The sequence below is a fragment of the Mongoliitalea sp. genome (assembly GCF_054166905.1).
This window is the reverse complement of the sequence record NZ_JBSZCK010000030.1, coordinates 1-26,305: the sequence shown is the minus strand read 5'-3', so window position 1 is coordinate 26,305 and position 26,305 is coordinate 1. Positions and strand designations below refer to the sequence as shown.

28 protein-coding genes are annotated in these 26,305 nt (G+C 39.4%); 27 read left to right on the top strand and 1 reads right to left on the bottom strand.

Annotated elements, in window-relative coordinates:
• From ACXIUD_RS11085 to ACXIUD_RS10995, 19 genes are all read left to right on the top strand, one after another.
• The coding region (locus ACXIUD_RS11085) for a hypothetical protein (protein WP_458052706.1) at nucleotides 1-851 on the top strand (851 nt) is incomplete at its 5' end.
• Between the two features lie 10 nt (nucleotides 852-861).
• Nucleotides 862-2,016, top strand: coding sequence for a hypothetical protein (locus tag ACXIUD_RS11080; protein WP_458052705.1), 1,155 nt, complete (start codon nucleotides 862-864; stop codon nucleotides 2,014-2,016).
• Between the two features lie 59 nt (nucleotides 2,017-2,075).
• Nucleotides 2,076-2,291: a hypothetical protein gene (locus ACXIUD_RS11075; protein WP_458052704.1), complete on the top strand. Its 216-nt coding sequence runs from the start codon at nucleotides 2,076-2,078 to the stop codon at nucleotides 2,289-2,291.
• A 280-nt stretch (nucleotides 2,292-2,571) separates the two neighbouring features.
• A complete protein-coding gene (locus ACXIUD_RS11070) occupies nucleotides 2,572-3,690 on the top strand; it encodes a hypothetical protein (protein WP_458052703.1) in 1,119 nt (372 codons plus the stop codon).
• 6 nt (nucleotides 3,691-3,696) lie between these two features.
• On the top strand, nucleotides 3,697-4,812 hold the full coding sequence (locus ACXIUD_RS11065; protein ID WP_458052702.1) for a hypothetical protein: 1,116 nt from the start codon (nucleotides 3,697-3,699) through the stop codon (nucleotides 4,810-4,812).
• Nucleotides 4,790-5,881 carry a glycosyltransferase gene (locus tag ACXIUD_RS11060; protein WP_458052701.1) on the top strand — a complete coding sequence of 364 codons (1,092 nt, stop codon included), beginning with the start codon at nucleotides 4,790-4,792 and terminating at the stop codon, nucleotides 5,879-5,881. The genes ACXIUD_RS11065 and ACXIUD_RS11060 overlap by 23 nt, the downstream gene beginning before the upstream one ends.
• A 39-nt stretch (nucleotides 5,882-5,920) precedes the next feature.
• Nucleotides 5,921-6,961: a glycosyltransferase gene (locus tag ACXIUD_RS11055; RefSeq protein ID WP_458052700.1), complete on the top strand. Its 1,041-nt coding sequence runs from the start codon at nucleotides 5,921-5,923 to the stop codon at nucleotides 6,959-6,961.
• Between the two features lie 7 nt (nucleotides 6,962-6,968).
• Nucleotides 6,969-8,855: an asparagine synthase (glutamine-hydrolyzing) gene (gene asnB, locus ACXIUD_RS11050; protein ID WP_458052699.1), complete on the top strand. Its 1,887-nt coding sequence runs from the start codon at nucleotides 6,969-6,971 to the stop codon at nucleotides 8,853-8,855.
• Between the two features lie 6 nt (nucleotides 8,856-8,861).
• Nucleotides 8,862-10,013, top strand: coding sequence for a glycosyltransferase family 4 protein (locus ACXIUD_RS11045; protein WP_458052698.1), 1,152 nt, complete (start codon nucleotides 8,862-8,864; stop codon nucleotides 10,011-10,013).
• A gap of 2 nt (nucleotides 10,014-10,015) precedes the next feature.
• Entirely contained in the window at nucleotides 10,016-10,621 is a 606-nt protein-coding gene (locus ACXIUD_RS11040; RefSeq protein ID WP_458052697.1) for a sugar transferase, read from the top strand.
• A gap of 14 nt (nucleotides 10,622-10,635) precedes the next feature.
• On the top strand, nucleotides 10,636-10,869 hold the full coding sequence (locus ACXIUD_RS11035) for an acyl carrier protein (RefSeq protein ID WP_458052696.1): 234 nt from the start codon (nucleotides 10,636-10,638) through the stop codon (nucleotides 10,867-10,869).
• Nucleotides 10,866-11,615: an SDR family NAD(P)-dependent oxidoreductase gene (locus ACXIUD_RS11030; RefSeq protein WP_458052695.1), complete on the top strand. Its 750-nt coding sequence runs from the start codon at nucleotides 10,866-10,868 to the stop codon at nucleotides 11,613-11,615. The genes ACXIUD_RS11035 and ACXIUD_RS11030 overlap by 4 nt, the downstream gene beginning before the upstream one ends.
• A 7-nt stretch (nucleotides 11,616-11,622) precedes the next feature.
• Entirely contained in the window at nucleotides 11,623-12,246 is a 624-nt protein-coding gene (locus ACXIUD_RS11025) for a NeuD/PglB/VioB family sugar acetyltransferase (RefSeq protein ID WP_458052694.1), read from the top strand.
• Complete coding sequence (locus tag ACXIUD_RS11020; RefSeq protein ID WP_458052693.1) at nucleotides 12,246-13,268, top strand: hypothetical protein; 1,023 nt, start codon at nucleotides 12,246-12,248, stop codon at nucleotides 13,266-13,268. Before ACXIUD_RS11025 ends, ACXIUD_RS11020 begins: the two co-directional genes overlap by 1 nt.
• 5 nt (nucleotides 13,269-13,273) lie before the next feature.
• Complete coding sequence (locus ACXIUD_RS11015; RefSeq protein ID WP_458052692.1) at nucleotides 13,274-14,350, top strand: 3-oxoacyl-ACP synthase III family protein; 1,077 nt, start codon at nucleotides 13,274-13,276, stop codon at nucleotides 14,348-14,350.
• 7 nt (nucleotides 14,351-14,357) lie between these two features.
• Complete coding sequence (locus ACXIUD_RS11010) at nucleotides 14,358-14,597, top strand: acyl carrier protein (RefSeq protein ID WP_458052691.1); 240 nt, start codon at nucleotides 14,358-14,360, stop codon at nucleotides 14,595-14,597.
• A 9-nt stretch (nucleotides 14,598-14,606) separates the two neighbouring features.
• The gene (locus tag ACXIUD_RS11005) at nucleotides 14,607-15,359 is read left to right on the top strand and encodes an SDR family NAD(P)-dependent oxidoreductase (protein ID WP_458052690.1); all 753 of its coding nucleotides are present in this window, start codon (nucleotides 14,607-14,609) and stop codon (nucleotides 15,357-15,359) included.
• Between the two features lie 5 nt (nucleotides 15,360-15,364).
• Entirely contained in the window at nucleotides 15,365-16,762 is a 1,398-nt protein-coding gene (locus ACXIUD_RS11000) for an AMP-binding protein (RefSeq protein WP_458052689.1), read from the top strand.
• 43 nt (nucleotides 16,763-16,805) lie between these two features.
• Nucleotides 16,806-17,165, top strand: a complete 360-nt coding sequence (locus ACXIUD_RS10995; RefSeq protein WP_458052688.1) for a holo-ACP synthase — start codon at nucleotides 16,806-16,808, stop codon at nucleotides 17,163-17,165.
• Nucleotides 17,166-17,620: 455 nt separating this feature from the next.
• On the opposite strand, the gene ACXIUD_RS10990 is transcribed toward ACXIUD_RS10995, so the two are convergent.
• Nucleotides 17,621-17,752: a hypothetical protein gene (locus ACXIUD_RS10990; RefSeq protein ID WP_458052687.1), complete on the bottom strand. Its 132-nt coding sequence runs from the start codon at nucleotides 17,750-17,752 to the stop codon at nucleotides 17,621-17,623.
• Between ACXIUD_RS10990 and ACXIUD_RS10985 the strand changes: the two genes are divergently transcribed.
• From ACXIUD_RS10985 to ACXIUD_RS10950, 8 genes are all read left to right on the top strand, one after another.
• Nucleotides 17,751-18,482 carry a YdcF family protein gene (locus ACXIUD_RS10985; RefSeq protein ID WP_458052686.1) on the top strand — a complete coding sequence of 244 codons (732 nt, stop codon included), beginning with the start codon at nucleotides 17,751-17,753 and terminating at the stop codon, nucleotides 18,480-18,482. The genes ACXIUD_RS10990 and ACXIUD_RS10985 overlap by 2 nt on opposite strands.
• Before the next feature lie 582 nt (nucleotides 18,483-19,064).
• Nucleotides 19,065-19,445 (top strand): GxxExxY protein, encoded by a 381-nt coding sequence (locus ACXIUD_RS10980; protein WP_458052685.1) that lies wholly within the window; start codon nucleotides 19,065-19,067, stop codon nucleotides 19,443-19,445.
• 789 nt (nucleotides 19,446-20,234) lie between these two features.
• A complete protein-coding gene (locus tag ACXIUD_RS10975) occupies nucleotides 20,235-21,308 on the top strand; it encodes a hypothetical protein (protein WP_458052684.1) in 1,074 nt (357 codons plus the stop codon).
• A gap of 14 nt (nucleotides 21,309-21,322) precedes the next feature.
• Nucleotides 21,323-22,036 (top strand): outer membrane beta-barrel protein, encoded by a 714-nt coding sequence (locus ACXIUD_RS10970; RefSeq protein WP_458052683.1) that lies wholly within the window; start codon nucleotides 21,323-21,325, stop codon nucleotides 22,034-22,036.
• Nucleotides 22,037-22,418: 382 nt separating this feature from the next.
• Entirely contained in the window at nucleotides 22,419-23,444 is a 1,026-nt protein-coding gene (locus tag ACXIUD_RS10965) for a hypothetical protein (RefSeq protein ID WP_458052682.1), read from the top strand.
• 12 nt (nucleotides 23,445-23,456) lie between these two features.
• The gene (locus ACXIUD_RS10960) at nucleotides 23,457-24,176 is read left to right on the top strand and encodes an outer membrane beta-barrel protein (protein WP_458052681.1); all 720 of its coding nucleotides are present in this window, start codon (nucleotides 23,457-23,459) and stop codon (nucleotides 24,174-24,176) included.
• Nucleotides 24,177-24,262: 86 nt separating this feature from the next.
• On the top strand, nucleotides 24,263-25,030 hold the full coding sequence (locus tag ACXIUD_RS10955) for a hypothetical protein (RefSeq protein WP_458052680.1): 768 nt from the start codon (nucleotides 24,263-24,265) through the stop codon (nucleotides 25,028-25,030).
• Nucleotides 25,023-26,132, top strand: a complete 1,110-nt coding sequence (locus ACXIUD_RS10950) for a YjbH domain-containing protein (protein WP_458052679.1) — start codon at nucleotides 25,023-25,025, stop codon at nucleotides 26,130-26,132. The genes ACXIUD_RS10955 and ACXIUD_RS10950 overlap by 8 nt, the downstream gene beginning before the upstream one ends.
• The last annotated feature ends 173 nt before the right edge of the window (nucleotides 26,133-26,305 follow it).

The window sequence follows — 26,305 nt, the reverse complement described above, 5'->3', positions numbered from 1 at the left end:
TAATTTATAATGTTATTAATGTTATTGATCAAAAGTTTCCCAACATCAACTTTTTGGTTCTTTTAGCAATTTCCTTTATTTGTTTTCCTATAACTTTGTTAAATGGTCGATTTTGGCTTAGTTCAACACTTTTTGTGTTACTAGCATTAAAATATAATCAATCTAACAGTCTTAAATATGTATTTTTATCGTTTTTATGCGTTTTTATCCATCAAGGTTTGGCAATAGCCTGTATCATTTTTGTTTTGTTTCATTTTATTAAAAATTCCAAGCTTCTTATTGTTTCATTTTATTTTCTATCGCTCATTTATTCTGGAATAGGTACTAATTTCATTGGAGATGCACTTACCATTTTTTCGGGCAATGTAGCAGATCAAATAGAGGGCTATGCAAGAATAGATGTTGAGGAAAGTAAGCAAAGGACCTTAGAATCAAGATCACAAAATTTTAGAATATACTCCATGAGAAATACCGTATTGTCTGTAAGTGTACTATTCGGTATCTTTTTTTTGCTTTTCTTAAAAAATGATGATAAATATGATTATTTGGTTAAAATGGCATTGTTGGCATTATTGTTTTTTACTTTCTCTAACTTTACATCTAGTGTGGCCAGTCTTGGAGGAAGATATCTTAGAATTGGTTTGATGATAGGTGTTATCCCTCTCCTGTTAAATTTAACAAGTATCAAGCAAAATGTACTTAAATACCCGATAATTTTAACACTTCTGTTCAGTTACACAATAGATTTCAGATTAGATGCAGAACAACTCAATGGTTTGATTTTTTTATTTGGATATCCACAGTCCTTTATCAGTGTTCCTGATTTTACTTTGATGGAATTAATACGATAAATTTAATAGTATGAAAGTTTTAATTGTTGCAAAGAACATAGGCAAGGGCGCAGCAGGAATAATATACAGAAGGTTTATAGAAGAATTTTTCCGCCATAGCTATTTGAAGTTTGAATTATTGACTAATTTTTATCAATCTAATTTTATAAAAGAATTACAAGTTCATGTAATACCTAACCAGCTTGAGCTTGATGAGAGAATTAATAAACTTTCTGTGATGCTTTTAAAGCAAAATCTGAATGGCATTAACTGGGTCTTAAAATCCAAAAATTATGCTAAAGTTTATTTGAAAGGGGATTATGATTGGGTAATATCTTTTGTTAATGGTGGAGCTGAAAGCACAGCTCATGTTGGCGCTTTCATAGCTGCTCTTAATCAATCAAAACATTACATTCATATGGTTGACCCAATTCCGCCTACGAGAGGATGGGAAACCTATGAGTTATATAGAAAAAATTTAATATTTGGAATAAAAAAACCTCTTCAAACCTGTACAATTTTTTCATTAAGTAATGATATTATGAGTGAATATCAGGCAAAATTGCTCGGGCTTACAAATTATTTTACTGTACATAATCCTGTTCAATCAGATGAATTGATAAAAGTTAAACGAAATGAAGACGGAAATACATACAATTATGTGTTTTTAGGGACCATGGTTACTGGTCCAAGGAATCCTTACAAGTTATTTAAAGCATTTGAAAATTTGGTAATTAAGTATCCCAATTCAAGGTTATTATTATATGGAAACGATAAAAGGTTAGATAGAAGTTTTATTCCTGGAAGTATAGTTGATAAAGTTTTCATACAAGAATTTACTAGCGATGTCATTAGCGTTATTCAGGATGCTGACTGCTTTATTGATATTGATGCTGATTTACCAGAAGATGTATTTATTTCTTCAAAATTGCAGATGTATTTGAGTTACAATAGACCAATTTTATCCATAACGGGGCAAAATAGCCCGACAAGAAGATTGTTGAAAGAAATGAGAGTAAGTTGTTTGATTTCAAGTTTTGATGTGAATGAAATTGAAGAATCACTTTTAGCTATTCGAGAATTAAAGGTTAATGAGAGTTTTTTGAGCGAAAGAAATTTTTTTTTAAAAAATAATACGACAAGCGCACAGGTTAAAAGAATTATTTCAAAATTAAAGTTGTATTAATATCACATATTAGAATGACTTTCTTTATTACTTAACAGTAACTACAAACATCAATAACTATGATTTGCAATTATAATAAACTTTCAATCTTAAGTCCACTTGAAAACGGAGAATCTCATATTTTTATGGAAATAAAAATACAAATGCGTGGTCTAATCAATGAAGGTCATCAAATCAAAATTATCAGTCAGATTGAGGGGTTTCCTATTGAAGATGAAGAAATGCTCAGCGCCATTCAAGATATAGACACTTGGTTTGAAGCATATGGATTTTAATAGGGACTATTTTTTTTAAGCAAAACTAGGAGTAAAATAATTCAATTTGAACTTCGTTTTTGGGAATCATATTATTAAGATATACGTCTAATAAAGAAAATAAAAAGAATTTACAATCATGAAAATTTTTTAAATAAGAAAATGTTGAATAAAAAATCCGAATGAAAATACACTAAAAAAAGTAAGATAGGTTTTTCAAAAAGGATAAAAAAAGAAAATTAATAAGACCTTTTGAAGGTCTAAATATAATGTAATCTATTATATCTGAATTTTAAAATTAGTGTCAAGAATAAGAAAAACTATTGCTAAAAACTATGTGAATTTTAGGGGTTGGCAAACCAATCACAAATTTGTTGTAGTTGAATCTGACGATTGGGGTAGTATCCGTATGCCTTCCTTAGATATTGTTGAATCGCTAAAGACAAAATATCCTTTAGTAAATAACAAATTCACTCTCTTAGATGGACTCGAAAAAACAGATGATCTAATTGAATTATTTAATCTTTTAAAAGTTCATCAGGATAATAATGGAAATCATCCTGTAATTACAGCATGTTGTCTTGTCGCCAATCCCGATTTTATCAAAATTCAAAGTAATTATTTTCGAGAGTATTATTATGAATCAATTGAACAAACTTATAAAGCGTACGGTGATAAAGAGCTTTTGAGTCTTTGGCTTAAGGAAGGTATTCTGAAAAATCTTCTTTTCCCCCAGTTCCACGGGCGAGAACACTTGAATCCTCAAAAGTGGCTAAATGTTTTAAGATCAAATAATGCTATGGAATTGGAGGCTTTTAATTCTCGAGCTTTACTCGGATTGAGCGACAGCTTAACAGCAAATAAGGATCTTTATATGGCTGCTTTTGAGGCTTCTAATGAAAAAGAAGAGGTCTTAGTTAAAGAGGCTACTGTAGATGGATTAAATCTATTCCAGGAAATATTTGGGTTCAAATCAATAAGCTTTGTTCCTTCTCAATCGAAGCAATTTGAAAGGATCAGTGAAACATTAGTTGATAATGGAGTAAGGTTTAGTCAAGCTGGACAACATTTTATTTCTTTGGGTAACGGGAAGTTTAAAAAAAATGATAGATTCTGGGGAGATAAAGATAAATATGGGATAACATACTGGCGGAGAAATTGTAATTTCGAACCATACAGAGGTGATAAGAAAGCAATTGACAATTGCTTATCTGAAATAGAAATTGCTTTTAGGTGGGGCAAACCTGCGGTTATTAGTTCTCATAGAATAAATTTCACCTCACGAATTGATAAGGATCATAGAGACCGATGTTTAGAACAATTTGATTCACTTTTTTTTAACATACTTAGGAAATGGCCCGAAGTCCAATTCATCAGTTCTGCACAGTTAGCAGAAATCATGCTTAAATCTAAATCATAAATTTTTTTGAAAGAATATTTAAAAAAACACCTAATTAACAGCCGAGGAAAGGCTATAAATGATAAGGTCATTGTGATCGAATCTGACGATTGGGGATCTATCCGTATTCCTAATAAAGAAGTTCAGGAACAATTGGCTGGTGAAGGACTAATAAATTTAAAAGATCCTTTTTCGGCCTATGACTGTCTTGAGAGTGCTGAGGATTATGAGATGCTTATAAATGTCTTGCAGCAGTTTGATGATCAAGAAGGTAGACATCCTGTTATTACAGCCAATATGGTGATGGGGAACCCGGATTTTACTCGAATAAAGGATAGTGACTTTAGTTCTTTTTTTTGGGAGCCTTTCTACAACACTTACGAATCCTATTATCCTCAACAATCAACTAATGAAGCACTTATAAAGGGTATTTTTCAAGGAGTGATTTATCCTCAGTTTCATGGGTATGTCCATTTGAATCAATATGAATGGCTTAAACGTCTGCAAAGTGGGGATTCAAGATTTTTGAAGGCATTTGACCTTGATTGTTTTGCCATAAATGATAAAAGTGCTTCTAACAATCGAGCGAATTTAATGGCTACCTATGATTACCAGTCTGAATCAGAGTTATGCCACATTAAAGACGATATAGTAAAAGGACTTATTTTTTTTGAAAAGACTTTTGGTTTTCCTTCTAAGACTACGATTGCCCCCTGCTACGTATGGAATGATGCAACCGAACAGGTGTTTTCTGAAAGTGGTGTTCAATCCATGCAAAGTTCCTATATTCAACAATATAATGACCTAGAATCAGGTACACATAAAAGAATTTGGCAAAAAACAGGTTCTATAAATAGTTTTGGGCAGCGGTATTTTGTTCGAAATGTAATGTTTGAGCCTTCCTTAAATCCTAATGTAAATTGGGTGGATAAGGCTTTGGAAAGTATAGCGATTGCTTTTTTCTGGAACAAACCCGCTATCATAAGTTCTCACAGAATCAACTACGTGTCGGGCCTTTCTCGAGAAAATAGAGATCATTCATTAGAACAGCTGTACCAATTATTGGGAATGATAGTAAAAAAATGGCCTGATGTTCTCTTTATTCATTCGGCTGATTTAAATGAAATCTATTCAGGTGGCTAAAATCTGTATTTTTTCACCCTCCCTTAAACTAGGAGGAATAGAACGGGCATTGACCACTTTAGCGGAAGAGTTTTTGAGATTCGGTCATGAAGTTCATTTTGTAGTTTGTTTGAAAGACCAACATTTCTATGACCTACCTAAAGAAATCGCCGTTTATGAACCGAATTTTGCTAGAACTTCATCCAAGTTTAATAAGCTGTTATTTTATCCTAGACTATTGTTATACCTGCGATCAAGAGTGAAAGAAATAAATCCAGATCGGGTATTGGTTTTTGGAGATTGGTTTAGTCCACTCACCTTGCTTGCTTTGAAAGGAACAAAATACCCAGTATATATTTCAGATAGAACCATACCTGATTATAAATTTTCATTCCCTATTCCTCAACTTAAAAAATGGTTGTATGTAAAGTCGGCTGGTTTTATTGCCCAGACCCAACGTTCAAAAAATTTTAAGCTCAATCAATTTGGTGAAAAGCTAAATATTAAAGTTATTCCAAATGCATTACCTGCATTCAATCAAGAATCTAAAAGACTAAGCAATTCCAAATTAAAAATTCTTTATGTAGGACGCTTTGAATGGGAAAAAGATCCAGAAATTTTAATCAGAGCAATGACATTATTGGTTGCGAATAATCCAAATTGTAAATTAGAAATGGCAGGCTCCGGTCCACTTTTGGAACCTATGAAAAACCTAGCTAATAAACTTGGTTTGAAGAATCATGTTAATTTTTTAGGCAAAGTTTCAGATGTAGCAACATTGTATTCAAGTGCTTCTATCTTAGTATTGCCTTCCATAGTCGAAGGTTTCCCCAATACTTTGATTGAAGCCATGTCATTCGGTTTAGCTACGATTTGTTTTTCTGATATTCCTTATGAAGATATTATTACTCATCGAGTAGATGGTCTGGTGGTAAAAGAGAGAACACCTAAAGCTTTGGCAGAAACAGTAGTGATGCTTATAGAACAAGAGGAATTAAGAGAAGAGATGAGTTTAAACGCAAAAGAAAGTGTGCAGCGATTTGAGAAATCATTTATTGCATCATGTGTATTGGATTTTATGGGGATTTAATCACTTTTCACATAGCCTTTTATTCTCTTTTATTTCAAAATGGTAAACAATAAGCATAAAATAATTATTGAAGCTACGCAAACGTTTAGCCCTGGAAACGTTGATTTGTTGATATATTTGTTAAAAAATTTGGAATCAAATAATTTTGAAATCACACTATTTTTAGGTCACGATACTACAAATAAGATAGTTAGAGAACTGGAAATCTCATCCATTACTATTTTAAAAAGTTCTGTTATTCAGACATTTAAACGGTCTTTTCAAAATAGAAGTAATGTGTTATTCTTTTGCAGTTATCCTCCTTTGAGTAAGCATGATAATTCCCTTGTATATTATCATAGCTCTTTTTTTTTCAATCCAATCAAGACTTTAAGAGATAGAAAAATCTCATTTAAAACTAGATTGTCTCGAGTTTTTATTTATTGGGTGATTAGACTATTCAATAAAAAAGTAAAGGTTTTTTATTGTCAAACTTCTGAAATTAAAAGAGAGCTACTTCAGAACTTTAAAAATATTCAAGTTCAGTGTATGCCTTTCTTTAATGATACAGAACTAATTGCTGCTAAGAATCTTGATAAAGAATTGATGTTTGACTTTTTTTATCCAGCAACGGCAGACGTACACAAAAATTATTTCAGGCTATTCGATGCTGTCCGTATTTTAGGCAAACAAAAAAAGGTTTCATTAGTGGTAACTGTTACTCAAGACAAGATGAGTTTTATAGATCGAATTAACGAAGTGAATAGTGTATTAGGTTATGAGGCCATCATAAATATCGGAAGAGTTTCTAAAAAAGAGGTAATAGACTATTACATTAAAATTAAAGCAATGGTTTTCCCATCATTGGAGGAAAGTCTTGGATTGCCGCTAATCGAAGCCTCTACATTAAATATACCAATTATAGGTTCCGATTTACCCTATCTTTATGATGTTGTCGTAAATCCGATTGTATTTAATCCATTCGACCCTCAAGACATTGCAGACAAAATGAAGGACTTTTTAGAAGGCAAGTTTGATGATGTGAAACAGACAAATAGAATAAGTAATCAGGTAGAAGAAATTATTAATTTTTTTAAATAATTGGACTGTGTGCGGAATATTAGCAACCATTAATTTTAACTCAACTATAGCCTCTGAAGCTTTAGAGCTTATGAAACACCGAGGACCAGATGCTAGGGGAGTTTTTGAGTATAATAATCTTACTCTAGGTCACTTAAGGTTATCCATACAAGACTTAAGTGAAGGTGCGAATCAACCTATGTTTAGCTATGATGAGAGATATGTAATTATTTTCAATGGGGAGATTTATAATCATTGGGACATTCGTAAGAATGAGTTGAAGGATTATGAATTTAGAACCACCAGTGATACGGAAACCATATTAGCACTTTTTATAAAGCATAAAGAAAATGCAGTTCACTTTTTAAATGGTATTTTTGCTTTTGTTATTCTCGACAAACAGGAAAATCAAATTTTTGTAGCAAGAGATCAATTTGGTGTAAAACCACTCTATTTTCATTTGTCTGAAAATCAGTTTATCTGTGCATCAGAATTGAAAGCAATGTTACCTTATCACTTAAATCAAGAGATTGATATTGACTCTATTCAAGCATATTTGACTTTTATGTGGTGTCCTGGAGAAGGTACTCCTTTTAAGGCCATTAAAAAATTATTGGCAGGATCTTACATGATTATTGATTTGAAAGATTTGTCAACGACAAAAATCGAACGATACTTTCAGCTAAAATATCCAAACAAGATTATAGATCATAAATCACAAGATTATTGGGTTGACTCTTTGGAGGAGAAATTAATAAAAGCTGTAGAAAGGCAAATGTTAAGTGATGCGCCAATTGGGTTTTTTCTTTCAGGAGGTTTAGATAGTAGTTTACTGGTAGCTATGGCGAAAAAACTTAATCCAGAAAAAAAGTTGAAATGCTACACCATAGACTCTGGTGAGTCTAAAGATGGTTTTGCCAGTGATTTGTATTATGCGAGAAAAGTTGCGGCACATTTAGATGTTGAGTTAGTAGAAATTAAGGTTGACTCAGGTATTGTCGAAAAGTTTGATGAAATTATTTGGTATCTAGATGAGCCAGAATCAGACCCGGCACCTTTTAATGCTTATGAAATTGCAAAGGCTGCAAGAAAAGATGGGATTAAAGTTTTGATAGGTGGCACTGCGGGTGATGATATTTTTTCAGGCTATAGAAGGCATCAGGCACTCATTGTGGATCAGTATTTCGATTACATTCCAGTATTTCTAAGAAAAATCATCAAGAATACTATTCAAAGTATTTCTTCGAAGAAAGCTATTGTTAGGAGGTTGAAAAAATTGACTAAGGCTATAGATAAATCAAAGTCTGAGCGCTTAATTGGATATTTTGAATGGCAAGATTTTGAATTTGTAAAAAACGTATTTAAGGAAGAGCTTCAGCAAAATTTAAATAAAGACAATGCATACTTTCTAACCCTGCTAGACGAGGTTAAAGATGTCGAAGATGAATTAAATAAATTGTTGTATCTCGAAATATATACTTTTTTAATTGACCATAATCTTAATTATACTGATAAAGCGGGTATGGCTAATAGTGTTGAAATACGTGTGCCTTATCTTGATTTGGATTTAGTTGAGTTTTCTACATCTATACCAGTCAAGTATAAGATGAAAGGTAAGCAGACTAAGTATATTTTGCGTAAGGTGGCTGAAAGGTATTTGCCTCATGATGTTATTTATAGACCAAAAGCTGGTTTTGGTGCCCCAGTTGAATATTGGGTAAGGAATGAAATGGATTATTTTATCAAAGATAAGTTGAGTAAAGTCAATGTTGAAAAGTCAGATATTTTCAATTATGAAGTTATAAATGAGGTTATAACCAAAAATAATACTGGTAAAATTAATGCTTCTTATAATGTTTGGTCATTTTTAGCAATTGAAAGTTGGATGAAGAGATTTAAAAAAGCTATCGAATAAAAGAAATTGAAAAATCTTCATAATAAAAAACTGATTGTCGGCATCACTGCAGAAGGTTCAGTCAATCTCTTGTTAGGTCAAATGGCTTATTTCAAGTCTTTAGGATATCAAACGTATTTGCTCGCTCCTTACAGTGAAAGATCTGCTAACTTCTGTAAAAACGAAGGTTGCGAGCATTTGGTAATTACTATCGAGCGAGAGATATCGCTATGGAAAGACCTTCAAACCTTATGGCAGATCATACGGATTTTCAGTAAGGTCAAACCAGATATTGTCAATCTCGGAACGCCCAAAGTTTCTTTATTGGGAATGATTGCTGCCTTTATACTGAGGGTTCCTAAGCGTATTTATACATGCAGAGGCTTTAGATTTGAACACGAAGAAGGTTCAAAGAAGCAAATTTTGGTGTTGATGGAGAAAATTACTGCCTACCTCTCGCATCAAGTCATTTGTATTAGTAATTCAGTTCAGGATTTGGGAATGGAATATAACATTTTTGATACTAAAAAATCCCTTGTCATTAATAAAGGTAGTAGCAATGGGGTCAATCTTTCGCTCTTTGATAGTCAGAAAATACAGTCTGAGAAAAAGAATGAAATTGAATTAAAATATGATTTACAAGGCAAATTTGTTTTTGGTTTTATTGGCCGTATTGTGGATAGAAAAGGAATCCAAGAGTTGATGGAAGTCTTTGATGAAATGTATTCCGAAAATCAGAACTTGAGACTGTTGTTGGTTGGGCCATTTGAAATGGCTCAAATTACAGATAAATCGCTTTTGGATAAAGCCGATAAGCATCCAGGTGTTATTAATATTGGGAGGGTAATGCAGGATGAAGTACCACCTTATTTGTCTTTGATTGATGTTTTTGTTTTGCCTGCTTGGTGGGAAGGTTTTGGGAATGTATTGATTCAAGCTGCCGCTATGGGAACCCCAGTTATTTCTACGAATGCTACTGGAACAAAAGACGCCGTGAATGATGGTTTTAATGGTGTTTTGGTCCCCGTAAAGAACAAGCAACGATTAAAAGAAGCAATGATAAGAATGTTCTTGCAAGAAGATCAGAGAAAATTAATGGGTGAAAATGGCAGAATTTGGGCTCAAAATTTTGATAGAGAATTAATTTGGCAAGCCATGGAGAAAATGTATCAAAATTAAGGATGTACAGATTTTTTTTCAAAAGGCTTATTGATTTAGTAGTGTCTGTTATGGCATTTATTTTCTTAAGTCCAATAATCGTAATCGTTTCATGCTTATTGGCGATTTACAACAGAGGCCCTATCTTTTTCTTTCAGAACAGGCCTGGAAAGTCAGGAATGGTGTTTAAGCTAATTAAATTTAAAACCATGCGTGATGCCTATGACCCGAAAGGCAATCCTCTTCCAGATTATCAGCGCATCACACGAATTGGTGCTTTCGTAAGAAAAACTTCTTTAGACGAACTGCCACAGCTCTTAAATGTCATCAAAGGTGATATGAGTTTGGTAGGGCCTAGGCCGCTGTTGGTGAAATACCTGCCACTTTACAGCAACCAACAAATGAGGAGACACGAAGTCAGACCGGGTATCACAGGTTGGGCGCAGATTAATGGCCGAAACTCTATCACATGGGCAAAAAAGTTTGAGTATGATGTCTATTATGTCGATCATTATACATTTGGGTTTGACTTAAAAATACTTTTGTTAACCATCAAAAAAGTCTTTGTGAGGGAAGGAATCAATCTATCCCAAAACGTAACTATGGAACCATTTAACGGAAAAAACTAAAACTTATATATACTATGGAATCTAAATTTTTGAACGAATTAAAAGAAATCTTGGAAGTTGAAGACAGAGACTTGTCTTTAAGCGATCAGTTTCGTGAGTACCCAGAATGGGATTCCTTGGCCAATCTTTCTGTCATTGCCATGATTGATGAGGAATATGGAGTTGTCATCGAAAACTCTGAATTTAGAAAGATTCAGACTTTAGGACAATTGGTGGAAGAGATCAAAAGAAGAGTAGAGGCCTTATGATGAGTGGGGTCTTCTCTTTGGAAAGAAAAAAAATCCTAGTTACTGGTGCATCTAGTGGAATCGGAAGAGCTACAGCTATTAATGCTGCTTCGGATGGAGCTGATGTCATATTTGTAGGCAGAAATGAAGAGAGGTTACAACATGCATTATTGGAAGGAAATACGAAAGAGGGAAGTTTATATTGGGCTGGAGATTTAACTGATGAAGCGAATTTAGATCGTTTATGCTCTGAAAGTTTTGCTTTGGACGGGCTTGTCCTAAATGCAGGTATTGTGAAAACATTACCTGTATCTTTCATCAAAAGTGCGGATTTGGATTTGCTTTTTGACGTAAATGTAAAAAGCGCTATTCTGTTGGTGCAAAAGCTCTTGAAAGCCAAAAAGATCAACAAAGGCGCTTCTATCGTATTCGTTTCTTCTATTTCAACTGTAAAAGCCACGGTAGGTAATTCCATGTACAATGCTACTAAAGGGGCTTTAAATGCATTTGCCAGATCCTTAGCACTGGAATTAGCTCCTAAAAATATCCGAGTCAATGCAGTTCTCCCTGGATTTGTAAAAACCAATCTACTTGGAAATGATACCGTGGAGAATGAAGATTTTAAAAAACATGTAGTTAATTATCCATTGGGCCGATTTGGAGAGCCTAATGATATATCGTTTTTAATTCAGTATTTACTTTCGGATGCATCCGCTTGGATGACTGGAAGTTTGATACCTATCGATGGAGGATTTTCATTAAAATAATTTCAAAATGAATTTGGTAATCATTGGTGCCAGTGGATTGGCCCGAGAGGTCTATGATCTCGCCCACATTGTTTATGCAGCAAATGCTGAATTTAAGGTGAAAGGATTTTTAAGTGATGGTCCATCGAATATAAAAGAATTGGGCTATCCGGCAGTTTTGGGGAAAGTTGCGGACTATGAAGTGGAAGCAGGAGATGTTTTTTTCTGTGCTATTGGCAATGTCTATGACCGGAAGAAAACAGTTGAAATAATTTTATCCAAAGGTGGTCAATTTATTAACCTTATTCATCCTACAGCGATCATTTCTCCTAGTGTTCAAATCGGACAAGGGGTAGCAATTAAGGCTTACAGCTCTGTTGCAAGTGATGTAGTTATTGGGGATTTTACCTATCTTCAAGGATCTGTGATTATCGGTCATGACGTCCGAATTGGGAATTTCTGCCAAATCAATTCTTTTTCATTTTTTGCAGGATATGTGACAGTAGAGAACTTATGTACCATCAACGCCGGAGCGAAAATCATTCAAAATGTTCTGGTAGAAGAAGAGGCCACTGTTGGTATAGGTAGTGTAGTACTAAGAAACGTAAAAAAAGGAAGTACAGTATTTGGTATACCTGCAAAACGAATCTAATGAAGATGATAACGGCAGTTTTAGAAAATGTAAAAATTGCGGGTGTAGCAACCTCTGTACCCCCAGTGTCTTCCCGTACTTCTTTTGAAAATGTTTCAGCTATCAATGTAAGAAGATCATCAGTTGAACAGACTGCTTCCGATTTAGCTTTCGATGCAGCCACAAGAGTTTTGGCGGCTAAAAATATTGATGTTTCAGAAATTGGCTTCTTACTTTTCATATCCAGAACGCCCGATTATAGAAGTCCAATAACTGCTGCAGTTCTACAAGGGAGGCTAGGACTTTCTATAGATTGTATTTGCTACGACCTCAATAAAGGAAGTAATGGATTTATCACAGGAATTCTAACAGGAGCATCCATTCTGAGCACCATTAATAAATCATATGGCTTAGTCTTGGTTGGAGATACGCCTAGTAAATTGGTTCATGAGGGTACTTTTTTTTCGCCCATCGAAAGTGATGCAGGATCTGCGATTTTATTGGAAAAAGAGATCGGAGATGCTCCAAGTATAGTTGGGAACACGCTGACCTTATCGTCTTCCTTTAAAGATTTTTCAATTCCTAAAGGAGGCTTTAGATATTATGGAATGGGAGAGGAGTTTGATGCCACAGTGAAAGAAAACTTCCAGCTAATCTTTCAAAAGGAAGCCATTTTTGATAGGATATCTTCTGAAATAAATGAATTTATAAAGGGTCATGAGCAAAAAGTTTCTAATAACTCTAGTTTATTCTTTCACAGTATGATGGATTTATTGAATCTTCCTAGCGTGCCTCATGAAGAAGAGATTGCTATCCAAGCAGTGAAGGATTTTGGGAATACTTACGGAAGCAATATTCCAATACAGTTGGCATTAAAAGCAAAAACCTTTGATCAGGACGAACAAGTTGAGTTTTTTTGTATCAGTTTTGGAGAAGGATTGGAATTAAGTTCGATTACCTTTTCATTAAATAGTTCCAATATATTGCCAACAACAGTCTGTACTGATATTTTTGATGATTTTAGGATTACACACGAAATGTAATAGCTATGCTTTTAAGTACACATCAACATATTCAAATTAAAGGCTTAGCCGTAGCTGTACCATCTGCCAGAATAGCGGTGGAGACTTACTATGATAAGTTTGGTGAAGAAACAGTTCAGAAGTTTTCAGAAATGGCAGGTGTCAAGCAGGTATCAAGAGCTATCAACCAACAAAGTGCCTCCGATTTGGGATTTGAAGCTGCGAATAAGCTTATATCTGATAAGGAAATTGATAAAAATGATATTGGAGTATTAGTTTTTGTTAGTCAAAAACCGGATTATCGATCACCGGCAACATCCTTTGTACTGCATCATAGACTTGGATTGAATGAAGGTGTAATTTGTTTGGATATCAACTTGGCTTGTTCGGGTTTTGTGTATGGCCTACAAACTACGCTTTCGCTTTTGTCAGGTTCCAATAAAAAATCAGCACTTCTCATTACTGCTGACACATCCTACAAAACATTGTCTCCTGAGGACAGAACTATGATTATGTTGTTTGGTGACAGTGGTTCAGCGCTACTTCTGGAAAAAGATGAAAAATATAGTAAGATTTTCCAGTTTGGCTTACGAACCAATGGCTATAAATTCAAAAGCATCATCACCCCAGCGGGTGCTTTTAGAAATATGGATATACCAAATAAGGTTGAAGAATGGTCAGATGGCATCAAACGATCTGATTATAATACCCACATGAAAGGAATGGATGTTTTTGGTTTTTCAATTACGGATGTTCCGGCATTATTAAAGGACTTTCTAACAAATACCAAGAGTACTCCTGAATCTTTTGATGTCTTTGCATTACACCAAGCGAATCTTTATATCTTAAAACAGATTTCACGAAAGTTGAAGGTGCCGATGGAAAAAATACCTGTATCCATAGATAGGTTTGGGAATAACAGCAGCAATTCTGTGCCCTTGGTATTATGCGATCATTTTGCGGGTAAGAACAGCATCCTGAAGGTATTCATGGCAGGTTTTGGCGCAGGCTTGTCATGGGGCTGTGGGGCCATAGAGATAGATACAAACGATATCTTGCCTTTGATTACAACTGATAACTACTACAAAGAAGGAATAATTTAAGAGATATATGAGTAACCTAGAGAAATATAACCAAGTGTTTTGCGATACATTTAATGTGGAAGTATCTGAATTGACCAATGAATTTTCTTCAGATACAATTGTCGATTGGGATTCTGTTACACAATTAACCTTGGTTACTGCAATAGAAGATGAATTTGATATCATGTTGGACTCCGAGGATATCCTTGATTTTAAATCATATTCAGGAGGAAAGCAGATTTTAAGTAAATATGGGATTGAATTTTAATTTCAAAAAATGAACTCAACTGAGCTGTTAAAAGATAAAGTTTGTATCGTAACAGGGGCTGGTAAAGGAATTGGATTGGCGGTAGTGGAGAAGTTTGCCGCATCTGGAGCTACTGTTTATGCCAACCTCAGAAACAAAGAATCTGATGCAGAAAAATTGCATGCGTTGGGATTGACCTATCCATCCGTACATATTCAATATTATGATGTGACCAAAGCAGATGAGGTAAAGTCTGCTATCTTGGAAGTGAAGAAAAACGAAGGAAAGATTGATGTGTTAGTGAATAATGCCGGTCTGGTAAGCTATGCACTGTTAAGTTTAATTGATTTTGAAAAGTTTCAAAAAATGTTAGACACAAACGTTACAGCGGTAATCCGTCTGATACAGCTGGTTTCAAGAATTATGAGCCGACAAAAGTTAGGTTCCATCATAAATTTATCATCCATAGTTGGTGTAAAGGGGGTAAAAGGTCAATTGTCTTATGCAGCTACCAAAGGAGCTGTTAATGCGATTACCTTGTCTGCTGCTAAGGAGTTATCAGAACATAATATTAGGGTAAATGCCATTGCTCCCGGTATGGTCGCAACAGACAGGCTTAAAAATATAATGCAAGATAAATTTAGTGAACGAATTCAGGATATTGGTTTGGGGAGACTGGCGGAGCCTGAAGAAATCGCAGATGTATGTTTGTTTTTGGCTTCTGACATGTCCGCTTATGTTACGGGTCAAATTATGGGTGTTGACGGAGGTACAATTCTATAATTACCATGTATTTAGATTTAAATCTTCATCCTTCCGATAAAATTGCGCTGGTAGATGACAGCAATGAGTCAGTTTCTTTTTTTGAGGTCGTTCAAAAAGCAGAGAACTTTTTCAACGTCATCAATAAAAGGACTTTGATATTTATTCTGGCAGATAATTCCATTGAGTCATTTGTGGCTTATTATTCTTCCTTGAATAACCAAGTCGTTCCTTTACTTTTCAATCATAAAATTGATTTCGATTTATTGACAGGCCTGATATCAAAATATCAGCCTGAATATTTATTCCTACCTAAGTTTAGGTTGCATGAAATTGAATGTGATATCGTCACGGAATTCAAAGAATTTATTCTTGTGAAAACCAACTATCAGGAAGGTATATTAAATCCTGAGCTAGCGATGCTTCTACCAACTTCGGGTAGTACGGGGAGTCCAAAGTTGGTTCGCCATACGGTTGAAAACTTGGAGTTCAGCGCTACAAGTGTTGGCCAGCTTTTCGAAATTACAACTGAAGATGTTGCCATTGCTTTTTTACCGATGTATTATACCATGGGCTTATCTGTGATCAACAGCTATCTAAAGGCTGGAGCAAAAGTAGTGTTAACTAATAGGAGCTTAACGGATAGAGACTTTTGGAATTGCATGAGAAATGAAAGGGTCACTACTTTTACTGGGGTCCCATACTCGTTCGAAATTTTAGATAAATTGAGATTTTCTAGAATGCAACTTCCGGATTTGAGAATTATTACCCAAGGTGGGGGGAAGCTAAAAGAAGATCTTTTTGAGAGATTTTCTTTAATAGCCGTAGAAAAAGGCCTAAAATTTATCCCAACTTACGGCCAAACAGAGGGCAGTGCTCGAATGGCATATCTATCTCCTGAGAAAGTTTTAAAAAAGAAGGGAAGTATAGGGAAAGCTATTCCAGGAGGTTATTTAGGTGTAATTGATGAGAATGGGGATGAAATACTTGATGCAGGGAATTCTGTAGAGGGAGAAATGATATATAAAGGTCCTAATGTTACATTGGGATATGCTGAATGCAAAAAAGACTTACAAAAGGGTGATGAAAATCTAGGCTATTTGAAAACAGGTGACATCGTTAGGAGAGATGAGGAAGGATATTTTTTCATCATTGGGAGGAAGAAAAGATTTCTTAAAATTTTTGGCTTGAGAGTCAGTTTGGATGAAATAGAAACTTTAGTTAAGTCTAAGTTTGATCTTGAATGTGTTTGCTCTGGAACGGACGACAAATTAGTAGTTGCCGTTAATCTTGAAGATAATCTCCAAGAAATTAAAGAATATGTGTCCAGTAAAACAGGATTATTTCACGGAGTAATCACAATTGTTTATAAGGCTGAATTCAAAAGAAATGAATCCGGTAAAATCATTCTAGATAGCCTGTAAAACGTCTTATTAAAAGCCTGCAAAATAAAAAAATAAATAGTTTGTGATAAAGACTTTTGTTGGAAATGATATCGAAGAAGTTGCCAGATTCGGATCTTTGCTCAATAGAAAAAATCATTTATTGGAGCGCATTTTCTTTGAGCAAGAGTTTCATTATGCTATCAAAAAGAAAAATCCTGATCAAACGTTAACAGGTATTTGGTGTGCTAAGGAAGCAGTAAAAAAAGCTTTTGCTCCCATTTTGGCACTAGAGGTTACCCAAATCGAAATCATCAAAAACCCCAAAGGCTATCCAGAAGCAATCATTCATCATCCAGCTATTGGAGGTTTAAGTTTTCACCTTTCCGTAAGCATCTCTCATACCAAAAATCTAGCTACGGCGACGGCTTTATTGCAGATGTAGAACGTGGATTGTTCGCATGGCTCACGATGGAACGCAGATGCTTCGACAAGGCTCAGCACAAGTAACGCAGATTGGGCGGATGGGCGCGGATGTGTTCGCATGGCTCACATGGGGAATGCCGATGCTTCGACAAGGCTCAGCATAAGTGACATAGGTTGGGAGATAGTCGCGGATGTGTTCGCGGAGCTCACGGGTTGGAATGCAGCAAACGCAGATTGGGCGGATGGCCGCTGATTTTGTTCGCATGGCTCACATGGGGAACGCGGATGCTTCGACAAGGCTCAGCACATGGGAACGCAGATGCTTCGACAAGGCTCAGCACAAGTGACATAGGTTGGGGAAAGTCGCGAATAATGTTCAAGTTCCAGCTGGAGAGCACTCCTGCTTTCCGAAGGAAATCAGGAAGTAATGTGGTAGATTACAGATAATGATTAATGCTCCCAAAATCATTTAAATTAAAAACCAACATTTTTGCTATCAGCAAAAATAAAAATAAAAAATCCGTGTAAATCCGCCCAATCTGCGTTATCAGCGTTCCATTCTTCTGTGTAAATCTGCTCAATCTGCGTCATCAGCGTTCTATTCATGCGTTTTGTAGCTCATCAATTACTTTTTAATCCAGCCTTTTGGATATTGGTCCTGTTGATCGGGGGGATCTATGGCACTTGGAAGAAAAGACTATGGCTAGCGATGCTCTTGGGAGTATTCGCTTGTCTGCTTTTTCCCAAACCCATAAAATACCTGATCAGCAAAGAGGAACGGAAATATCCCGCTTGGGAAGCAGAAAAAAGAGTGGCTCCTTATATTTTGGTGTTAGGGGCGGGAGGAACGCCAGAAGAGGGACTCAGTCCCATGCAGCGGATCAGCGGTTCTCCTTACCATCGGGTCATGCAGGGTATTCGTATTTGGCAGCAGGTACCGGAGGCCTTGTTGGTTTTTAGCAGTGCAGGCAGGCCGGACTATCCATCCCAAGCGGAGATGTATGCCGAAGTGGCAAGGGAATGGGGAGTGCCGGATACTGTCATCCGGTTGGTGCCTACTCCCAAGACTACACAGGAGGAGGCGTTGGATTTTGTACAAGCATTTCCTGAAGCCAAGGCAGTGATCTTGGTGACTTCTGCGCTACATTTACCAAGGGCCAAGAAAATCTTTGAACAGCAGGGTCTGGAAGTGATTCCATCTCCTTCGGATTACCGAGTAAAACACCATCCTGCGGGAGATCGATTCGATTGGATACCGAGCTTGGAGGCGATGATGATGTGGCAGGGGTTGGTGAAAGAAAAAGTGGGGATAGTGTTCGCATGGGAACGCAGATGACGCGGATTGGGCGGATGGGCGCGGATTTGTTCGCGGAGCTCACGGGTTGGAACGCAGATGACGCGGATTTTGCGGATGGGCGCGGATGTGTTCGCGGAGTTAGAACGCAGATGACGCAGATTGGGCGGATGGGCGCGGATTGTTCGCGTGGCTCACATGGGGAACGCGGATGTGTTCGCAGGGCTCACGGGTTGGAACGCAGATGACGCAGATCGGGCAGATGACCGCTGATTTTGTTCGCAGGGCTCACATGGGAACGCGGATGCTTCGACAGTGCTCAGCACAAGTGACGCGGATTGTTCGCAAGCTCACGGGTTGGAACGCAGATGACGCAGATTGGGCGGATGGGCGCGGATTGTTCGCGGAGCTCACAGAGGTGAGCCTGCTTTCCGTAGGAAATCAGGAAGGAATGTGGTAGATTACAGATAATGATTAATGCTCCCAAAATCATTTAAATTAACAACCAACATTTTTGCTATCAGCAAAAACAAAAAAAATCCGCGAGAATCCGCTAAATCTGCGTCATCAGCGTTCCATTTTTCTGCGGGAATCCGCTAAATCTGCGTCATCAGCGTTCTAGTTATGGAAGATTTTAAGCATAGAGGTATCACCGATGGAATAATTAACGCTTTTTATAAAGTGTATAATACCTTGGGCTATGGGTTTTTGGAGAAGGTGTATGAGAATTCGTTGTTTCATGAACTGACAGCTGCGGGTTTTGCCGTTGTCAAGCAGCAGCAAATTAAAGTGTTTTACAACAATATTCAGGTAGGGGAATACTATGCCGATTTGGTAGTGGAGGATCTGGTGATCGTGGAGATAAAAGCCGCAGAAGGCTTGGTGGAAGAACATGAGTTCCAGTTGATCAATTACTTAAAGGCTACGGATAAAGAGGTTGGGTTATTGTTGAATTTTGGGAAAAAGCCGCAGTTTAAAAGAAAAGTATTCACAAATAGGAAATAGAACGCAGATGACGCGGATTTTGCGGATGGGCGCGGATGTGTTCGCGGAGCTCACATGGGAACGCAGATGACGCGGATCTAGCAGATAATCGCAGATAAGGTTCGCAGTGCTCACGGGTGAGAACGCAGATGCTTCGACAAGGCTCAGCACATGGGAACGCAGATAACGCGGATTGGGCGGATGGGCGCGGATTGTTCGCAAGCTCACGGGTTGGAACGCAGATAACGCAGATCTGGCAGATGAGCGCAGATTGTTCGCAAAGCTCACGGTCGCATGCCTGCTTTCCGAAGGAAATCAGGAAAGAATGAAGTAGAATGCAGAAAAAAATGCTGTTCAATAGATCACTATAAATTAACAACTAACATTTTTGCTATCAGCAAAAATAAAAATAAAAAATCCGCGTAAATCCGCTAAATCTGCGTCATCGGCGTTCAATCCTTCTGCGAGAATCCGCTAAATCTGCGTCATCAGCGTTCCATTTTTCTGCGGGAATCCGCTAAATCTGCGTCACTTGTGCTGAGCTTAGTCGAAGCATCTGCGTTCCTTTCTTTTTTATGGACGAAGACAATAAATCACCCCATTCATTGTTGATTCATGAAATCTTTTCTATTTTTGAGTAATCATGAATTAATCCTTTTAGAATAGGTTGGATGGTGGCGCGGCGAGGGCTGCGGAGAGTGAAAAATACATACATAGTAATGAATGAAGCCCAAAAGTAAATGATTGCACAGCCAGCTACGACCTTCATTTTCTTATCTTTTTGACAAAACGAAAACTTAATCAAACCCTATGAAAAAGCTATCTACCCCGTCTTTCAGAAAATACTGGGCTTTGCCCCTGTTTCTGTCACTCGGTATAGCATTATTCCAATGTACTGGTAAAGACCTGGAGTTTCTAGATCCTTTCAACTTTGTAAACAATGACTTTGAAAACATCGGCACCATTCCTACTGTCAATGACCCCGATCCTGCACCGGTGATTCCACCTTTGGCACAGATCGTACAGCCGGAAATTACCCAAGCAGTAATCACCGATATCACAGGAGCCACAAGTCCAGCTGATATCACGCCTGCCAATCAGGCGGTGCTAGCGGATGTCAGTGAAGCCATTGCCGCCCTGACACCGGCACAGCAAGCCGTATTTGCAACAGAAGTAGGGGGGCTATCAGCCATCCGCATTGCAGAAATCCTGACCAATGAATCCGCACTTTCTGCCGAAGCCTTGGCAGCAGTGGAGGCCTTGTTGGCCAATCCAGATATGCAGGCCCTATTCCCTGAGTTACGCTTACCTCAAGCTGTGCCACCTGCGGCAGAGTTGGACTTTGATTGGATAGAGGAAGGGCTCAATGCTCGCATCAATACCTTGGTGGGACCTTGTGCAGATGCCGCACGAGCAGCCTACGATCAGGCAGTGATCCGCATCACTCAAAACAGAGATACCCAATTGGCAACCTTTACGGCTAATTTTGACAGACGTACGCAGGAAGCCGCTACCCGTGCTACCAACCGCATCGCTCAGGTGAATACCCTGTATCAGCAGCGCTTGGGGACCGTGCAGACGATAGCTACCAATTTATTGCTGGCAGCAAATGCTATTCAGCCGACAGATGCCATTTTGGCCAACCGAATCCGTCAGTTTGCTTTTGTCTATACCGTTTCATGGAGAACAGCCTTGTTTGAAGGCTTGGCAGCAGATTTGGTTGCCATCGAAGCAGCCCGCTTAGCGGATATCGCCAATGCTACCGCTGCCCGAGACGCGGCTATTGCTTCATTAACCACTGCCTTCAATGCAGCCATCCAAGAAGCTAACAACATCTTGAATACGGCGTTAAATTCATGTCACAATCAGGGGACTGGTAGTTAATTTAAGAGAGGTTTATGAAAAAAATTATACTGATAGTAACATTTGCGATGATCGCCCAGTTGGGCATGGCACAAGTACAATTATCCCGTGTTGGGATCGGGTTGAGTGCTTGGAATAGGGCAGGAGACGGGGAGTTTGCTTCCATGTTTCAACCCTTGAATACCACTTCCAGCAACCGTTCACTTATTCCTTCCTTGTTTGGGACATTGGACCTGTACAAAGGAATAGGGCTAGAGGGACGAGTAGCCATCTCCAATGCCACCTACACAGGGGAAAGTGTTTTTCCTTCCTTTACGATCACCGATGAAATCAGACAACGCATCATTCCATTATCCTTTGGGGCTGTGTACCACAGAGGTTTAGCAGAAGGTTTTAGTGTGGGTGCAGGTGCCGGGTTGAATACCTACTATATCCAAAATGAAGTAACCCGTACCGTCGTGGGAATCCCGGGTTCCGCCGGTCCAACGACCTTTACAGGACGCAGCATCGGTGCTTACTTCAAGGCAGATGCAGAATACATGCTTTCCGAAGCGATCGGTGTAGGTTTGGATATCCGCTACAATACAGGCAACTATAATTTGGTTTCCGCACCGGAGCCAGGGGCAGCAGCACAAACCAACCAAATCGGTTTGGCAGGTATTGAAATTGGTTTGAGTTTGCGCTACCGCATCTCCACCCTCTTCAGTAAGCAACCCTCCGGAAACGTCGGGGATTACTTCTACTATTGATACAACCTAATCAGCTTGTGGGCATTACGCTTCGCAAGCTGAGTTTTCTTTCATACTTGTCCTGTTGAGGATATGATACAGTTGACATTATTTTATATCTATTTTTTACTTCACCATTCCGTAGAATGCTAGGTATTTGGGTAGCTTTTCTTGGCCACTTGAATGATTTAGCCAGGCTGGGTTCGGCTCGAACCTTGCAGACTCCATTTACATCTTGGAGTCAGCCCAGTTTCATTCTATACTTCCAAGATTCCTGCAAGCACATTCCGTAGGTCCGCTAGGGAACCGGTATGCACACATTTTACACTCAATTTTCTCACTTAAACCATTCTTTATAAAAGAGCAATCTAACCTGTCGCTCAGAAAACTGTGGGTTATCCCCATGGCGCTCATGATCGGCTTGGCCTTTGTCCAATGTGCGGACAAAGACCTGGAGTTTTTGGACCCCTTCAATTTCGTGAACAACGATTTTGATAACGTCGGGAACATCCCAACTGTCAACGACCCCGATCCAGCAGCGGTGATTCCACCGTTGGCAGAGAGCATAGAACCGGCAATCACGCAAGTGGTGATTACAGATATCACAGGTGCTACAAGCCCGGATGATATTACCGAAGAAAATCAGGAAATCCTGTCAGATCTTAGTGCGGGCATTGCCGCTTTGACTCCTGCGCAGCAAGCGACCTTTGCAGCAGAAATCAATGCGCTGTCTGCCGAGCGGATTGCAGAAATCCTGAATGAGGAGGATGGTCTTTCCGAGGCAGCTTTGGCAGCTGTGGAAGCCCTCTTGCAGAATCCCGAGATCAGCAATCTGTTTCCGGAGTTGCGCTTGCCTCAACCTTTGCCACCCGCTGCGGAGTTGGACTTCGATTGGATCGAAGAAGGACTGAATGCCCGAATCAATACCTTGGTAGGGCCTTGTGCAGATGCCGCAAGGGCAGCGTATGACGAGGCACTCACCCGCATTACCCAAAATAGAGATGCCCAATTGGCTACCATTACGGCCAACTTTGATAGACGCACACAGGAAGCCGCTACAAGAGCTGCTACCCGCATCACGCAAGTGAATACCTTGTACCAGCAGCGCATTCAAACAGTGCAGTCAGTTGGCAGTAATTTACAGTTGGCAGCGGCAGCCATTCAGCCCCTCAGTGCCAACTTGGCTAACAGTATCCGTCAGTTTGCCTTTGTGTATGTGGTTTCTTGGAAAACAGCCTTGGTCGCAGGCTTGAATGCGGATTTGGCAGCCATCGAAGCAGCTCGCCTGGCAGATATAGCCAACGCCACCACAGCGCGTTATACGGCTATTGCTTCCCTGACCGCGGCTTTCAACGCAGCACTTCAGGAAATCAACGCCATTTTGAATACGGCTTTAAATGCATGTCACAATCAAGGATCCGGTAGCTAATTTTATAGGACTATGAAAAAAATTGTTTTCGTACTTTCATTTGCAATGATCGCCCAGCTAGGCATGGCGCAAGTACAATTGACACGAGTAGGTATAGGTTTGAGTACCTGGGACAGGGCCGGAGAAGGGGAGTTTGCCTCCATGTTTCAACCGCTGAATACCACCACAAGCAGCCGATCGCTTATTCCTTCCTTGTTTGCAACCTTGGATCTTTACAATGGATTGGGAGTAGAAGGGAGGGTAGCTATTTCCAATGCTACGTATACGGGACAAAGCAGATTTACGGGATTTACCGTCACAGATGAAATCAGGCAACGCATCATCCCGCTTTCCTTTGGTGCATTTTACCACAAGGGCTTATCCGATGTATTCACTGTTGGGGCGGGAGTAGGATTGAATACCTACTACATTCAAAACGAAGTCACCCGTACCGTGATAGGGGCGCAAGGTTCCTCGGGGCCCACAACCTTTAACGGGCGTACCACCGGTGCCTATTTCAAAGCTGATGCGGAATACATGTTGACCGAAGTCATCGGAGTAGGTTTGGATTTGCGTTATAATACCGGTAGTTACAATTTATTGTTCAGACCCGAGCCGGGTGCTCCTCTCCAAACCAACAGCAATGCTTTGGCAGGTTTTGAGATCGGTTTGAGTCTGCGCTTTAAAATTTCCAGTATATTTAACAAGCAAAACTCCGTAAGTAACGGAGATGAAGAAGGTAACAGTAATTGATACAAACACCAACACAATGGCTGGGTAGGGTTTCCTTACTCAGCCTATTTTTAGTGCTCAGCCTGTTGTGGGGAATCCCCACAGACTTGCGAGCTCAACACAATGTACTCGGCAAGCCCGGATACATCTTTACCCCCAAAGGTCAGTGGTCCGAAGGACCCACGGCAAGTATGGGTGTGGTGAGCATTCCACAAGCCCATGCTATTAATCATTTTATGTTGAGATTTGCGAACGAACTCATGTACCATGCCGCGGTAGATGTGACTCCTTTTTTACGTGTAAACTTAAATATGACTTATTTACCCCAAGTGCCGAGGATCGGTATTGGGGATAGACATTTGGATTTTTCCCTGCGCTTGCTGAAGGAAAGGGAAGATTCTTGGAGACCGGATGTTTCCTTATTTTTCACTTTACCCCAATTTAATTCCTTTGCAGATTATCTTAGTCATCATGCCATTGTCCTGACGAAAACCCGAGAGCTTGGTTCAGGTTGGAAATTGGGCGGAAGTGTGGGTTATGGATTACCCGTATATTGGGTAGGGACAGAAGGAACGGACAAAAACCGGGAGCCTTTACTGCCCGGCTTCGCACGAAAAGAGCGCATCAATAATTTTTACCTGACGGGAATCTTTGGAGCCCTGCAATGGAGTTATGAAAATCTGGGTGGTCTGATGCTGGAGCACGATGGCAGAGGAGTACATGCAGGTGCTTTTGCCAATCTCTGGAAAGAACGGATTTCCCTACAGGTTAATGCCTATGGGCTGCGTCATTTGGGAGCTGGCTTGCATCTGAATGTACCTTTAGACGTCAAGCCACGGGAGTTTAGACGCTTCAAACCACAAGCCCATGACTAGTTTTCAGAAAATCATAGGGCTACTGCTGGGTTTTATCCTCCTTCCTTGGGCGGTGGAGGCACAGTTGGGTGCTGCTATGAAGCGGGCAGGTTTTGAGCAGGTGCATGTGTTGGAAGAGGAGTCCGGCACTTACCTGATCCAATACGAGCATAGAAATTTTCGGGATCCTCTGGCATCCATGGATTTAATTCGGACTTTGGCAGCGGAAGAAGGGATTGCCGATTCCTTGTTACGCTTGGCTCCTTTGCTCTTGGGAGAGTCCGTGGGTGTATTTGACGCCCACAATCGATGGACAGCCTTGGAGGAATCTGAGCGCCGCATCCTACGCCAAGCCTGGTCTCCCCAAAAGTACCGCTTCAATTTTCGCTTGATGCCCGATCTGAATATTCGTTTTGGGAATTTCGAGCAGCCTATACAAGAAAAATTTGGGATGTTATTGGATACGCGGATTTACATTCTGCCCGGTTTGAGTGTACATACCGGCCTCTACGTCCCCATCAGCAACCGCCTGGATCGTACTTCCGAAAGACCCCATATAGGACCTTCCCATGTGAACTACCTCAAACAAATCAAGCCCGGGCATTTTGTGCTGCTGCAGACAGGGTTGTTTGTATTTGACCGCTACGGCTGGGATGTGCAGTACCGCTATGCACGCTTGGACAGTCGCTGGTCTTATGGTTTGCAGGTCAATCGAACAGGCTTTTATGTCTTTAGCCAAGAGCGGTTCTTCACAGGTCCTGTGAGTGATTGGGTGGCCTTGGCAGATGTAGAATATAGATTGCCGTGGGAGGGATTGACTCTTAAAGCCATGGGCGGGCAGTTTCTCGCCGGGGATAGAGGTTTTCGCATGGATTTGATCAGGCAATATGGGAGTTGGGATGTAGGTTTCTTTGCTTCTGCGACCGATATCGGCACCACGGCTGGGTTTCAGTTGGCCTTTCCCTTATGGCCTGGCAAGCTTCTCCGCACCCGCCGCGTCGAACTCCGCACCACCGAAGAATTCCGCTGGGAATACTCCATCAATGCCGAGACTCCGGTTGGAAGAAGGTACAGAACGGGCACGCCGAGGTTGGATGATCTGCTGAGGCAGTTTGGGAGGTGAACAGTTAGCAGTGAACAGTGGGGGGGAATGTGGAATTAAGAATGTAGAATTAAGAATGGCAGTTGGCAGTGAAGAGTGGGCCGTGCATAGTGAACTGTTGGTGGGAATGTAGAATTTCGCGGTCTGAGATTTGCAATCTCGGTCAGCAGATAAAAGGGGATTTGCAATCCCCT

Coding starts and splice junctions, on each gene's coding strand:
- ACXIUD_RS11080 (WP_458052705.1), top strand. CDS start 862: ATGAAAGTTTTAATTGTTGCAAAGAACATAGGCAAGGGCGCAGCAGGA.
- ACXIUD_RS11075 (WP_458052704.1), top strand. CDS start 2,076: ATGATTTGCAATTATAATAAACTTTCAATCTTAAGTCCACTTGAAAAC.
- ACXIUD_RS11060 (WP_458052701.1), top strand. CDS start 4,790: ATGAAATCTATTCAGGTGGCTAAAATCTGTATTTTTTCACCCTCCCTT.
- ACXIUD_RS11055 (WP_458052700.1), top strand. CDS start 5,921: ATGGTAAACAATAAGCATAAAATAATTATTGAAGCTACGCAAACGTTT.
- ACXIUD_RS11040 (WP_458052697.1), top strand. CDS start 10,016: ATGTACAGATTTTTTTTCAAAAGGCTTATTGATTTAGTAGTGTCTGTT.
- ACXIUD_RS11035 (WP_458052696.1), top strand. CDS start 10,636: ATGGAATCTAAATTTTTGAACGAATTAAAAGAAATCTTGGAAGTTGAA.
- ACXIUD_RS11030 (WP_458052695.1), top strand. CDS start 10,866: ATGATGAGTGGGGTCTTCTCTTTGGAAAGAAAAAAAATCCTAGTTACT.
- ACXIUD_RS11025 (WP_458052694.1), top strand. CDS start 11,623: ATGAATTTGGTAATCATTGGTGCCAGTGGATTGGCCCGAGAGGTCTAT.
- ACXIUD_RS11020 (WP_458052693.1), top strand. CDS start 12,246: ATGAAGATGATAACGGCAGTTTTAGAAAATGTAAAAATTGCGGGTGTA.
- ACXIUD_RS11015 (WP_458052692.1), top strand. CDS start 13,274: ATGCTTTTAAGTACACATCAACATATTCAAATTAAAGGCTTAGCCGTA.
- ACXIUD_RS11010 (WP_458052691.1), top strand. CDS start 14,358: ATGAGTAACCTAGAGAAATATAACCAAGTGTTTTGCGATACATTTAAT.
- ACXIUD_RS11005 (WP_458052690.1), top strand. CDS start 14,607: ATGAACTCAACTGAGCTGTTAAAAGATAAAGTTTGTATCGTAACAGGG.
- ACXIUD_RS11000 (WP_458052689.1), top strand. CDS start 15,365: ATGTATTTAGATTTAAATCTTCATCCTTCCGATAAAATTGCGCTGGTA.
- ACXIUD_RS10985 (WP_458052686.1), top strand. CDS start 17,751: ATGCGTTTTGTAGCTCATCAATTACTTTTTAATCCAGCCTTTTGGATA.
- ACXIUD_RS10990 (WP_458052687.1), bottom strand. CDS start 17,752: ATGAATAGAACGCTGATGACGCAGATTGAGCAGATTTACACAGAAGAA.
- ACXIUD_RS10980 (WP_458052685.1), top strand. CDS start 19,065: ATGGAAGATTTTAAGCATAGAGGTATCACCGATGGAATAATTAACGCT.
- ACXIUD_RS10975 (WP_458052684.1), top strand. CDS start 20,235: ATGAAAAAGCTATCTACCCCGTCTTTCAGAAAATACTGGGCTTTGCCC.
- ACXIUD_RS10970 (WP_458052683.1), top strand. CDS start 21,323: ATGAAAAAAATTATACTGATAGTAACATTTGCGATGATCGCCCAGTTG.
- ACXIUD_RS10965 (WP_458052682.1), top strand. CDS start 22,419: ATGGCGCTCATGATCGGCTTGGCCTTTGTCCAATGTGCGGACAAAGAC.
- ACXIUD_RS10960 (WP_458052681.1), top strand. CDS start 23,457: ATGAAAAAAATTGTTTTCGTACTTTCATTTGCAATGATCGCCCAGCTA.
- ACXIUD_RS10950 (WP_458052679.1), top strand. CDS start 25,023: ATGACTAGTTTTCAGAAAATCATAGGGCTACTGCTGGGTTTTATCCTC.